This is a genomic window from Rhizobium subbaraonis (assembly GCF_900220975.1).
Lineage (GTDB): Bacteria > Pseudomonadota > Alphaproteobacteria > Rhizobiales > Rhizobiaceae > Mycoplana > Mycoplana subbaraonis.
Window position 1 is genome coordinate 1 of the sequence record NZ_OBQD01000051.1, and the last position, 12,300, is coordinate 12,300.

Sequence of the window (12,300 nt, forward strand, 5' to 3'; positions counted from 1 at the left end):
TCGAACGCTTCAGGCCAATCCGGGCTAACCGCTTCAATCCAAACAACTTCAAATTCCCTTAGCGTGTATTAATGTAGAAATGCCCACGGAGCCCCATATACCCCAGCGCCATGGGCAGACCCGCCGCCATCGCCTTCCACGGCAAGGCCGCAAAGCCCGATTGGCACCACAGCTTTGCCAGCGCCGAGGCCCGCGAACGCAAGATCAGGGAGCATTTCGAAGGGCGGCGGCGCTGGGCCGAATGGAAACAGGAACGCCGCGACGAGCGCAAGAAGCCCCATGGTTTCGAAGTCGGCCACGTTCTCTACGCCTCATGGGGCTACGAGCAGACCAATATCGACTTCTATCAGGTGACCAAGATCATCGGCGCTCACATGGTTGAGGTTTGCGCCGTCAGCCAGATTTCCGCCGACAAGGGCGATGAGCCGTGGATGACCGGCAAGGTCGTTCCCCACCTCGACGCCTTCACCGGCAAGCCCATGCGTCGCCGTGTCAACGGACGCTCCAAATCCGTGCGCATCGACAATGTGCGAACTGCCTTCCTCTGGGATGGACGCCCCATCAACTGGACCGGCTACGCCTGACGGCCGCTCCCCTCCCCCACTGACATTTTCCGATTACATCAACATGAGGACCACTCCCATGAACGCTATCACTGTATCCGAAACCGCCGTTGAAGCCGTCGCCGCCGAGATCGAGGACAACGCCCCCGGCATCACCTATCTGTCATCGGACGCCAAGGAAATTCCGCTTTCCCGCCTTGTTCCAAGCCCTGCCAACGTTCGGCGCTTCAATGCCGCCGTCAATGTTGGGGAACTGGCTGACAGCATCGAGGCGCATGGCCTGATCCAGAACCTCACTGTCCGGAAGGCGAAGCGCGGCAACAAATACGAGGTCGTCGCCGGTTCGCGCCGCCTTGCCGCCCTCACCCTTCTGGTCAAGGAAGGCCGACTGGACAAGAGCACGCTCATCACCTGCAACATTCGTTCCGGTGACGACAGCGACACCGAGATTTCCCTTGCCGAGAACACGCAGCGCGAGGCCATGCACATAGTGGATGAGATTCTGGCCTATCGCCAGCTTGTCGAGGACGGCATGACCCCGGAAAGCATTGCCGCCCGGTTCGGCCAATCCGTCGCCACCGTGCGCCAGAGGCTCAAGCTCGCCAATCTCTCCCCGCGCATCCTCGATGAGCTGCGCGAGGATAAAATCCGCATCGATCAGGCCAAGGCGCTGGCGATCAGTGACGACCACGCCGCGCAGGATCGGGCATGGTTCGAAACGCAATCATGGAACCGCGACCCCTATTCACTCCGTGCCATGCTGACCCGCGATCATGTCCGCAGCACCGACAAGCTCGCCTTGTTCGTCGGGATCGAGGCTTACGAGGCCGCCGGCGGTGCGATCATGCGCGATCTGTTTGCCGAGGCCGACACCACGTTCCTGACGGATCGCGCTCTTTTGGTGACGCTAGCGAACAGACAGCTTGAACAGGAGGCCGATACCCTCAAAATCAAGGGGTGGAAATGGGTGGATGCAGGACTCGAGGCTTCAGCCATCCACAATGGCGGCTTCGCCCGTATCTTCCCCAAGGACAACGTTCCGACCAAGGTCGAACAGCCCGAGCTTTCCACCTTGGCCGAGCGTTTCGATGAGATTGTGGGCCGCATCGAGGACTATGCCGAAGGCGATCCGGCAATTGATGCCGACGAGGCCGAGCTTGCGGAGATTGAAAGCCGCATGGACGCAATCCGCAGCGCTGCCAAGGTCTACGATACCGGGGAAAAGGCGCTGGCCGGATGCATCGTAACCATTGGCAATGGTGGAACCCTGCGGATCGAGCAGGGGCTTGTCCGGCCTGACGATCTGGCGGCGCTGCGTTGCTTGCGTAATCCGCAGTCCGCAGAGCAGGCCGAGGAGGTCACAGAGAGCGGCGAAGCCGCCAGCGCCGGGAACATCCATGTCCTTACCGCTGGTCATGGTGATGACGATGGCGAGGCAGAGCAGGCAGTGACCTATTCGGCGGCGCTCATTGAGGAGTTGACCGCGATCCGCACCGCCGCCATGCGCAACGAGCTGGTGACGCGCCCGAACCTCGCCCTTGCCGTCATGCTCTACCCCTTGGTCCTGAAAACCTTCCTGACCGGGAACGGCTATTGGCGAGTTGGTGCAGCCATTGAGATCACCGGCCAGTTCAAGGATCTGGCCCCGTCGATCAAGGAGCCGGAGGCGAGCGCGGCGCTGACCGAATGGACCCGCATTCACGAGACATGGGGCTACAAGCTCCCCGGCGATCCCGGTGACCTGTGGGAATGGCTGCTGGAACAGCCACCGCATGAGCTTCTGGAACTTCTGGCCGTCGTCACCGCCGCCAATATCAATGCCGTCGAGGCCAAGCACGATCACGACCGCGACCGCCTCGCCCATGCCGATCAACTGGCCGCTGCCCTGAAACTCGACATGAACAGCCATTGGGAGGCACAGGCTCCGTTCCTGTCCCGGCTGTCCAAAGCTCAGATTGCCGAAGTCATGGAGGATGCCGATTGCGGGAAAGCCGCGATCAAGGCGGCGGCCAAGGCCCCGAAAGCCGAGGCCGTGGCGCTGGCGGAAAAGGCCCTTGCCGGAAAGGCATGGCTCCCCGGCCCGCTGCGCTCGAACGTTGATGATGAACAGCAGAACCAGGACGGCCAGCAGGCTATGGCTGCTGGGTAGTCATAAGCCGGAACGTAGCCCATTTGTCTCAAAAAAGAATGGAACCCGGCGCTTGCGTCGGGTTTCTGCAAGAAAAAAGATAGCAGATTATAATCTGTTTATAAGCAAAATATGGGTCGCGTGAGCTGGTTCAAGCCGGGATCGACCCGGCCCAAACCAGTTGAGAGGCGCCCGCGCCCCGCCTCTCAAACTCTCCCCCACTCTTCCCTTTTTGAGTGAGCGACTGCTAAAGGCCACCACTGCAGATTTGCACCTTGCAGAATCAGTCCGAATCGCAGTTTCTTGTAACGATGAGCACAGCGAAACCAGTCAGAGAAAAAGTGGCGGCCCATCGCCAGCGTTTGCGTGATGCGGGGCGGATCTATGTCAACACCGATCTTCCTGCAGACTTGGTGGACTGTCTTGATAAGATCAAGGCAGAACGCGGGCTGGCATCGCGGGCTCAGGTGTTTGAATTAGCTTTAAAGGCGTTTGTCGAAAATGAAATGAGGGCATAACGAAAAAACCCCTCGCCGCTGGTAACGGCTAGGGGTTTTCGGTCAGTTACGACATCGGCTTTTGAGGCCTCTCAATCTAGTCCTCAAGATAGTCGAGTGTTCAAGAACCTGCAAGAGGTGTCTCTTGTCGGAACGATGAATCTTTGTCCGCTGTCCACAGTCGTGCCCGCCTGAAAAAGGAGGCGGAAAAGACCATGTTTGAACAGATTGGGGCGGTGCTCGAAAGAGCACCAGCCGAGCGGGAACGCACACCCGTTCGGCGGCAGAGCCGTGCGCGCGGCCGATGCGAGGGTGTCTTCTGGCGACGGACCAACCGACAGGACGTGCGCACGATCGTGCTGGCGGCACGACGCTATGAATTGGCAGGCCGGCAACCTGGTGCTCGCAATGGACCCTTGGGAGGCGTGGCGATCGAGCTGCTGGAGCTGTTTGCCAATCTCGTTGATTTCCGTACCGGTCGGCTGGAGCCGTCGATCGACACGCTCATGCTGAAGCTCAGGCGCTCGCGTGACGCGATCGTGAGGGCGTTGAAGAACCTGCGTGCCCATGGCTTCCTCGACTGGCTGCGGCGCTATCAGCCGACAGGCAACGAGGGGCGCGGCCCCCAGGTCCAGCAAACCAGCAATGCCTATCGCATGTCCCTGCCAGATCGTGCGCGGCAGCTCCTCGGACGTTGGGGTGTGGCCCCTCCGCTTCCAGACGATCATGTTCAGGCCGAAGCAGAACGCGCCGCTGACATCGAGGCGCATCGGGTATCGCTCGATATTGAAGCCCGAACCCTGTTCGATGTTGGCGATAATCCGTTGGGCCAGGCGCTTGCTCGCCTTGGAAAGGCAATCAATCTACGTGAGTCCGTCAGACAGACTGAATCCTTGTCTGGTTCTATAAATAATAGAAAAGAATAAGCGGACGTCGCCGTCCGGACCTCCTGCGAGGTCCTGCGACGGTTCCGGCCCGCGCTTATTGCGGGCCGGCTCGGCACCTGCAGCATCAAACAACGCAGCTTCGCACCTGCAGCCAATGTTCTATGGCTTTTGAAAAAGAGAGGAGGAAAAATTGGGTGCAAAATAATTTAGCAGCTTGTAAGCTTCTAGCTTTTTATTGTCTGATAGTAAGCTGCATGTAAATTGTTTATAAATACAAAGCGGCTAGCTTTCAGCTAATTAGCAGATTTGGAGATGCGTGATGCCAGTCATTTCATTCGTGTCGAGCAAAGGCGGGGTCGGCAAAACAACGTCTGCCGTCGTGCTCGCCGGCGAGTTCGCTGCGGCCGGCCGCAAGGTGGTCCTGATCGACGCCGACCCCAACCGCCCGCTTGAAGCCTGGGCGCGCCTGAGGAGCACGCCAAACACCGTGCGGCTTATGATCGATGATTCCGCTGAGACCATCATCGATACCATTGAAGAGGCTCGGGCAAATGCTGATTTTGTCATCGTCGACCTGGAAGGCACGGCGACCGACCGAATTGGTTTTGCGATTGCCCGCTCGGATCTCGTTTTAATCCCGCTCCAAAGCTCTGTGCTCGATGCATCGGAGGCCGCTAAGTCCGTAAAGCTGGTTCACCAGATGCGGAAGGTCGCCAACCGCGATATTCCTTACAGGGTGTTCTTTACACGCGTCCCGCCAGCTATTCGCGAGCGGACCGCTCGCGACATCGATCGACAGTTTTCCGACGCGGCAATACCGGTCTTGCCTGCAACTCTGGTCGATCGCGCCGCTTACCGTGCACTGTTTTCTCTCGGTGGAATACTTCAAGATTTGGAAGCGTCCGACGTTTCGGGATTGCAGAGTGCCAAGGAAAATAGCCGTGATTTTGCCCAGGCTGTTATCAACGCTTTGAGAGGAGAGGGAGCATGAGCACTGACGATAAGAAGCGCGCGACCCTCGATTTCGGGGATCTGGACAACACGCCAGCGCCGCCAGTCGATAACAATGCCGTTAAGGCCGCGACCAGAGCCGCGGGGTTTAGAGAAACACCCAAGGCTTCCATTTCTGAAGCCGCCCCTTCCATTCGGACCCTGCGCAGAACGCGTCGGAAAACGGGACGTACAGAGCAATTCGCGACTCGCCTTCGCGCGGAAACTATCGAAGCGATTTACAACTATGCGGATCAGCACGAGATCACGCTGGCAGAAACCATTGAGCGAGCAGTTGAAGCTCTCAAAAGAGAGGCGGAATGAAGCTCTTGAAGGGTAACGCTCAGCGTTATATACTTGTGGGTAAGGAAACGGCGTGAGAGTTTTCAAAAACGGCTGGTTTCAGAAATTTGCTCGAAAGGAGAAAATCTCCGACGCCATGCTTTGTGAGGCTGTTGCGCGCGCCGAACGCGGTCAGATCGATGCCGATCTGGGGTCTGGTCTCATCAAGCAGAGGCTTGCCCGGCCTGGTGCGGGAAAGTCTGGTGGATTCCGGACGTTGGTTTTCTTCCGAACGCAGCAGAGGGCTGTTTTTGCATTTGGCTTTGCCAAGAGCGACATGGCCAATCTTGATGATGCCGATGAGGCTTATCTGAAAAAGGCCGCGAAGCTGGTTCTAGGATTTACAGATGAACAGATGGACGCGGAAATCGCTGCGGGGCGTATGTTAGAGGTGAAATGCGATGAGTAAGACCTACAAAAGTGAGGCATTGGCAGCCGTCCACGAGATGATGGAAGGTTTCTACGAGTCCGGAGCGATCGACAAAAAGACGATGCGCGAATTTGATGAAGGCTGCCTGACAACCGTGGCCCCCCTGACTCCGGAAGAAATTCGCACGATCCGTGAGCGCGAAAGTATTTCACAGCCTGTTTTTGCCCGCTATCTCAACGTCAGCAAGGGGCTGGTTTCGGATTGGGAGCGTGGTGTTAAGAGGCCGAGCGGCCCGGCGCTCCGCTTGTTGACGGTTGTCCGCAACAAGGGCTTACAGGCGATTGCCTGATTGTGCGGCGGCTGCCGCACCGAGCCCGGAGGTGAACGCTCTTATCCAAATTGGGCTGTAGAGAGCCGTAGGGCTGTTCATGACAATGCCCCGGCGCTAAAACGCCGGGACCGTATTCTGGTTCTTCAATGTACTGTCGGCTTTGATGCAGAGAGCATGCTGACCGCCATTTTCACGACTTTCCGAAACTTTCGCCAATTAGGTAAATTCTGCTCATTCACCCTTTCCTGAATTGCAGATAGCACCCAGCCCACACAAGCATCATCCTCTACGGCTCTATAAGCATCCGAGCGCGCGAAGCACGCAAGGATACGAGGACGAGCATCACCATTCTCTTTCGGAATGTTGGCGATCAGCTCCTGTGCTTCGCGGTAGGCATCGGCCATATATTGGCGCTTTTCCGGACCACTCTGCGCAATCATGCCGAAAGTCCATTCCAGCGTTTTGAACATGGCCTCAGCTTCCTTAACTCCATCGTCACTCATGCCGGATCAAACGCTCCATTGAACTCAGGATCTACATAATAGGCGAGCTTTCCAGCGATGATCGGCCGCTGTCCCGCGAGAAACAACAATTGTCCGTGGGCTGGCAGATTGCGCACCTCGTCGGGCGTGAGCAGTGACCGGGCGGTATGTTGCTGGCTGTAGGAGATCCCGGATTTCTCGCTATCAAGGGCGCGGGCCATGGTCTGGAACACGACGGTTTCCTGTCCGAGCAGATCGGAGACGAGGCGGGCGCTGTCGTGATCGTTGACGCCGAAGACCTGAAGCACGCCGGCGTTTGAGAGGAAGGTGCCGGCGCGCTGCCCGTAGGTGGCGCGCAGCTGGTGGACATCTTGCAGGATCGGCCAGAGCTGGACCCCGTAACCCGCCATCAAGCCCATAGCGCGTTCGACGGGAGCCAGGTGGCCGAGGGAGGCGAATTCATCAAGCAGATAGAGGACCGGCACGGCCGGTTTTGCCGGATCGCGGGCCATGTCGAGCAGGCTTTGGCTGACGAGCAGGCGCAGCCAGCGTGAATAGGTGGACAGACGATCGGGCGGCAGGACAAGGAACACCGTCATGTTGCCGTGCTTGAGCTCGGCAAAGCGGAAATCCGACCTGCTTAGCGCCGTTGTCATGCGCGGGCTGTCGAGGAAATGGGTATGGCGCTGCGCGGCTGACAGCACACCGGCGGCCTCGCGATCGGACTTGCCCAGGTGGCGGTTTGCGGCTCTGGCGATCAAGCCGCCTGCCTCGTCGGAATCCTGCATACGCTTGAGCAAGGCGGCAAATGTCTCCGGAGAGACCGTGAGATATTCACGCAGCGTGCCGAGATGACGCCTGCCTGGAGATTCGACGGCGACGATCTTGAGCAGCAGCCCGGCAATGAGGGCCTTGGCTTCCTCGTTCCAATGAGCTTCACCCGCCATGCCCGGTTCATCGAACACGAGGGCGTCGGCGAGGGTGCTGGCGTCTTCGGCGACATCGAGGCTGGCAGGATCGAGCGTGTCGAGAGGATTGAACGCGGCCGATCGCATGCCGGTGACGCTGAAGGGGTCGAGGACATGGACCGGCCCGAATTTTTCCCGCGCACGGCCAGCTATTTTTGCATTCTCTCCCTTGGGGTCGATGCAGATCACGGAGCGGTCCGCGGTCAGCAAATTCGGGATGATGGTTCCGACACCCTTGCCGGTGCGCGTCGGGGCCATGGTGAGAAGATGTGCCGACCCGTCATATCGCATGAGGCTTTTTGACTTCGGATCGCGGCCGATCAGCAAGCCGGAATTGGAGCGGGTGAGGGGAGCGACTTCCTTGTTTGTGGCGAAGCGCGCCGAGCCATGGGTATCGTCGGCCATATCCCCGAAGTGGATAATCAGCGGATTGGTGATGACGCGGAAAACGATCCAGACGAGGACCAGTAGCGTCACGAGATCGAGCGCGAGAAATGGAATGCTCCCGACGCCGAAGCCCATTTGCTGAAGCGCGAAGCGGCCGCCGAAGCCGACGACGAACAGCGCCATGACGAGGAGGAAGAGAACGCCAAGCAGCGGCTTCCAGATTCTGAAGGGAGCCGTCAGCAGAGAGACAAATGCCCATAGCGGATCACGGGCAGCGGCACGCAACATATTCTTGAAGGCGGCCCATGCAAGCGTTGCCCGGCTCATGAGGCGGCCTCCGTGCTGCTGCTGTTCTCTGTCGTGCCGGCTGGCGCGGTCCCGAGCAGATCGGCAAAGAGCGCCTTGTCATTGTCACGGGTGAGGAAGCCGGGCAGCTCGCGGCGCAACCAGTCACCGAGGCGCTTGGTGAATTCCGGATCGTTGTTGTTTTCGAGACGATGAAGCACAAGAGCGCCGAGTAGTACCTTGCGGCGTGTGTCGTTGGCGCGATCCTGTTTCGAGAGCCGGGCTTTCAGCGCCGAGCGTTGCGCATCCAGCTCAGCCAGGCGCTGTTCGATGGACTTCCTTGCCACGGTTTATCCTTTCACTTCGTTGCGGGAGCGGCCTTGAGCTTGACCATGATGATTTTCGGATGATCGCCGGTGCGCTCAATGTCCACGAGGCCGGAGGCCTCGACCAGCTCGGAGAGGCGCGCGAAACCATAATTGCGGGCGTCGAAATCCGGAGCCTGTTTCGCAAGATGGCCGCCGACACGCGCGAGATTGGCGCGGCCATCTTCCTCAGCGGAAGCGGTCACGGCCTTCGCGAGCATTTCGAGCGCGACTTTATCGAGTGCCGGTTTCATCGGCGCAGGTTTGGCGGCGGGCGTTGTAACTTCTGTCGTCACAACAGGCTGACGCGCTTTCCGCTCTACGGTAAAAGCCGGCGCTTCCTGCTCTGGCGCTGTGGCGTTCAGTACATCGAAATAAACGAACTTGTCGCATGCTGTGATGAAAGGGCGAGGCGTCTTGCGCTCTCCAAAGCCGTAGACCGTCACGCCCTGTTCTCGGAGCCGCGCCGCAAGTCTGGCAAAGTCGCTGTCGCTTGAAACGATACAAAAGCCGGAGAAGCGGCCTGTGTAGAGCAGGTCCATGGCGTCGATGATCATCGCGCCGTCTGTCGCGTTCTTCCCAGTGGTATAGGCGAACTGCTGGACAGGTTGAATGGAGTGCTCAAGAAGGCACTCTTTCCAGCCTTTGAGGTTTGGACCTGTCCAGTCGCCGTAAATGCGCTTGACGCTGGCGACCCCATAGTTGGCGATCTCGGCAAGCAGACCAGTGACGATCTTTGGAGAGGCGTTGTCCCCGTCAATCAGTAAGGCGAGTGTCCCTGCAGTATCATTAGCCATTCCTTCCTCCCGTCCGTTTTGTTGGCCTACAGCCTAATCAAACATGACTGTTTCGCAATAGTTTATCGTCCTGTGGTAGCATTTTCTCGCACAGCTATGATGCCGCAGACGCGAATTTCGACCACCATTATTGTCCATATGTAGCGCAACAGGTGTCGACACCGTGGCCGATTGAGCGAAGCGATGCAGGTCACTAAGGGCGCACTTACGACTTGCTGCGCAAGTCAGTGCTCTGTATCCTCTTTTGGAATTCGAGGATGTCGTTTGGCGATCTACCATCTCAGCGCAAAGCCTATCTCGCGAGCATCCGGCCGTAGCGCTGTGGCGTCTGCCGCTTATCGTTGCGCCGTTCGCCTTACCAATGAGCGCGATGGGCTTGTGCATGACTTCACCCGGAAGGAGGGCGTGGAGCATACGGAGATCGTTCTTCCCGAAGGGGTTTCGGCCGATTGGGCTCTGGATCGTTCGGCTTTGTGGAATACGGCCGAGCGTGCTGAAAATCGCAAGGATGCCCGTGTCGCCCGCGAGTTCGAGATTGCGCTTCCGCATGAGCTTTCGGCGGAAGGGCGGTTGAAGGCGACACAAACCTTCGCCCAGGATTTGGCGAACCGCTATGGCGCGGCGGTGGATTTCGCGATCCATGCGCCGCATGGGCAGGGCGACATTCGCAATCACCATGCGCATGTGATGATGACGACGCGAGCGGTCTCGGAAGAGGGATTGGGCGACAAGACCAATCTTGAGCGAAAGAATGCCTGGCTGCTGGCGAACGGTATCGCCACCACCGACATGCAGCTTCGCGACATCCGCGAGTCGTGGGAGCATATTGCCAATACGCAGATGATGCGTGAGGGACTGGATATTCGCATCGACCATCGTTCGTATTCCGAGCGCGGACTTGAGATCGCACCGACCGAGCACATGGGCGTTCATGCCTCGCAGATGCAGCGGCAGGGGATGGAGGTCGAGCGGGCGCGACTGGACGAAGAGGCGGCGCAGCGCAACGCCGAGCTGATCCGGGAAAAGCCCGAGCAGGTTTTGACGCTGATCACAGCCGAGAAGAGCGTGTTCGATCGGCACGACATTGCGCGGACGCTGCATCGCTACATCAACGATGACGCCCAGGCGTATCAGAATGCCTTTGCTTCCGTCATGGCCTCGCCGGCTTTGGTGCAGCTTCAGGCCGAGCGCATGGACGCGGAAACCGGCGAAGTTTTGAAGGCGCGCTATTCGACGCGGGAAATTTGCGAGACCGAAAGCAGTATGATGTCGGCGGCCGAGCGCTTGCATCAGTCGCAAAGCCATGGCGTCGATCGGCGGCATGTCGCCCGTGCGATCGGGCGGCAGGACGAGGCGATTCAAAAAAGTTCTGGCGATGTTTCGGCGCGGCTTTCGGACGAGCAGCGCCAGGCAATCGAATATGTCACCGGGCTGGAGCGCATCGCCGCTGTCGTCGGCTTCGCTGGCGCTGGCAAATCCACTATGCTTGCCGCCGCCCGTGAGGCATGGGAGGCGCAGGGTTACAAGGTTCATGGTGCGGCGCTGGCCGGGAAGGCGGCCGAAGGGCTGGAAGAAAGTTCCGGTATCGCGAGCCGCACTCTGGCGTCATGGTCCCGCGGTTGGGAAAACGACCGCCGCACGATCGGCCGCGGCGATGTATTTGTCATCGACGAGGTGGGCATGGTCGGGAGCCGGCAGCTCGCCGGCTTCATTGGGGAGGTCGAGCAGCGTGGCGCAAAGATCGTGCTTGTCGGGGACCATCAGCAGCTTCAGGCAATCTCGGCCGGCGCACCCTTCCGCATTCTTGCCGAACGTCTCGGCCATGTCGAACTATCGGAAATCCGCCGGCAGCGCGACGGCTGGCAGCGGGAGGCGTCGGTTGCGTTCGCCACGCATCGGACGGCCGAGGGTTTGGCCGCCTATCGGGGTAACGGAAACATCAGTTTCAGCGAGACCGGCGACGAGGCACGGGCGGCAATCGTGCAGGACTATCTTGCCGATCGAGAGGAGCGCCCAGATGGCACCCGGGTTGCCATGGCGCATCGCCGTGCCGACGTGCGGGCGATCAATCAGGATATTCGTTCCGGTCTTAAAGAGCGTGGTGAGCTGGCCCGAGACGAGGACGCCGGCGCGCTGACCTTCCAGACCAATGACGGAAAACGCGAGTTCGCGCCGGGCGACCGGATCGTGTTCCTTGAGAACAATCGCGACCTCGATGTGAAGAACGGGATGCTCGGGACGGTGGAGACCGTCGAGCCGAATTCAATACAGGTGCGGCTCGACGGGAGGTCTCATGCGTCGAAAGGAACGGCCGACCTCGTCAATGTGCCGATGAATTCTTACCAGGCCGTTGACCATGGCTATGCGACCACCATTCATAAAAATCAGGGAGCGACGGTCGATCGCGCCTTTGTGCTGGCGTCCACTACCATGGACCAGCATCTGACCTATGTCGCCATGACCCGGCATCGCGACAGCGTTCAGCTGTATGCCGCCCAGAATGAGTTCACCAATGCCGGCCGTCTCGTGGAGCATGGGGCCGCCCCCTATGAGCATAATCCGGAGGCGCGCGAGAGCTATTTCGTGACGCTCGAAAACGACAAGGGGGAGCAACGCACCGTCTGGGGCGTCGATCTCAAGCGCGCCTTGCAGGAGGCATCGCCCGAGATCGGGGACCGGATCGGCCTGCAGCATGAGGGAGCCACTCCTGTCACTCTTCCAGATGGCACGCAAACCGAGCGCAATTCGTGGCGCGTGGTCGAAGGTGACGAACTGGCGTATCAGCAGCTCGAAAGCCATCTGTCGCGTTCAGGTGCGGATTCCGGTCTGAAGCCGGCCGGCATTCCGATTAATTACCGGCCACCGTTCCGATTTGAAGCCGGCCACTATTCCAATCAATTACCGGCCG

At 59.2% G+C, this 12,300-nt stretch carries 13 protein-coding genes; 9 read left to right on the forward strand and 4 right to left on the reverse strand.

Going from position 1 to position 12,300, the window contains the following annotated elements; genetic code table 11:
- The first annotated feature begins 110 nt into the window (after positions 1-110).
- The 8 genes from CRO48_RS30755 to CRO48_RS30785 all read left to right on the forward strand — a co-directional run bounded on the left by CRO48_RS30755 (position 111) and on the right by CRO48_RS30785 (position 6,126).
- Complete coding sequence (locus CRO48_RS30755; protein ID WP_245423725.1) at positions 111-584, forward strand: hypothetical protein; 474 nt, start codon at positions 111-113, stop codon at positions 582-584.
- A gap of 58 nt (positions 585-642) precedes the next feature.
- Positions 643-2,712 (forward strand): ParB/RepB/Spo0J family partition protein, encoded by a 2,070-nt coding sequence (locus tag CRO48_RS30760; protein ID WP_097143444.1) that lies wholly within the window; start codon positions 643-645, stop codon positions 2,710-2,712.
- A 254-nt stretch (positions 2,713-2,966) separates the two neighbouring features.
- Positions 2,967-3,209, forward strand: coding sequence for a hypothetical protein (locus tag CRO48_RS31975; RefSeq protein WP_136543779.1), 243 nt, complete (start codon positions 2,967-2,969; stop codon positions 3,207-3,209).
- A 194-nt stretch (positions 3,210-3,403) separates the two neighbouring features.
- Positions 3,404-4,114 carry a replication protein A gene (locus CRO48_RS30765; protein WP_097143445.1) on the forward strand — a complete coding sequence of 237 codons (711 nt, stop codon included), beginning with the start codon at positions 3,404-3,406 and terminating at the stop codon, positions 4,112-4,114.
- A 280-nt stretch (positions 4,115-4,394) separates the two neighbouring features.
- Positions 4,395-5,066 (forward strand): ParA family protein, encoded by a 672-nt coding sequence (locus tag CRO48_RS30770; RefSeq protein WP_097143446.1) that lies wholly within the window; start codon positions 4,395-4,397, stop codon positions 5,064-5,066.
- Positions 5,063-5,389 (forward strand): stability/partitioning determinant, encoded by a 327-nt coding sequence (locus tag CRO48_RS30775; protein WP_097143447.1) that lies wholly within the window; start codon positions 5,063-5,065, stop codon positions 5,387-5,389. The genes CRO48_RS30770 and CRO48_RS30775 overlap by 4 nt, the downstream gene beginning before the upstream one ends.
- Before the next feature lie 52 nt (positions 5,390-5,441).
- Positions 5,442-5,816: a type II toxin-antitoxin system RelE/ParE family toxin gene (locus tag CRO48_RS30780; protein ID WP_097143448.1), complete on the forward strand. Its 375-nt coding sequence runs from the start codon at positions 5,442-5,444 to the stop codon at positions 5,814-5,816.
- Positions 5,809-6,126, forward strand: a complete 318-nt coding sequence (locus CRO48_RS30785) for a helix-turn-helix domain-containing protein (protein ID WP_097143449.1) — start codon at positions 5,809-5,811, stop codon at positions 6,124-6,126. Before CRO48_RS30780 ends, CRO48_RS30785 begins: the two co-directional genes overlap by 8 nt.
- A gap of 125 nt (positions 6,127-6,251) precedes the next feature.
- Here the strand turns inward: CRO48_RS30785 and CRO48_RS30790 are convergent, their stop codons facing one another.
- The 4 genes from CRO48_RS30790 to CRO48_RS30805 are packed head-to-tail and all read right to left on the reverse strand — an operon-like array spanning position 6,252 to position 9,392.
- Positions 6,252-6,578 (reverse strand): hypothetical protein, encoded by a 327-nt coding sequence (locus tag CRO48_RS30790; protein ID WP_245423726.1) that lies wholly within the window; start codon positions 6,576-6,578, stop codon positions 6,252-6,254.
- Between the two features lie 29 nt (positions 6,579-6,607).
- Positions 6,608-8,272 (reverse strand): type IV secretory system conjugative DNA transfer family protein, encoded by a 1,665-nt coding sequence (locus tag CRO48_RS30795; protein ID WP_097143450.1) that lies wholly within the window; start codon positions 8,270-8,272, stop codon positions 6,608-6,610.
- A complete protein-coding gene (locus tag CRO48_RS30800; RefSeq protein WP_097143451.1) occupies positions 8,269-8,577 on the reverse strand; it encodes a mobilization protein in 309 nt (102 codons plus the stop codon). The genes CRO48_RS30795 and CRO48_RS30800 overlap by 4 nt, the downstream gene beginning before the upstream one ends.
- Positions 8,578-8,588: 11 nt before the next feature.
- Positions 8,589-9,392 carry an NYN domain-containing protein gene (locus CRO48_RS30805; protein ID WP_097143452.1) on the reverse strand — a complete coding sequence of 268 codons (804 nt, stop codon included), beginning with the start codon at positions 9,390-9,392 and terminating at the stop codon, positions 8,589-8,591.
- A gap of 264 nt (positions 9,393-9,656) precedes the next feature.
- On the opposite strand from CRO48_RS30805, the gene traA reads away from it, so the two are divergent.
- Positions 9,657-12,300 (forward strand): Ti-type conjugative transfer relaxase TraA (gene traA, locus CRO48_RS30810; protein ID WP_097143454.1); only part of this gene is annotated, 2,644 nt, incomplete at its 3' end.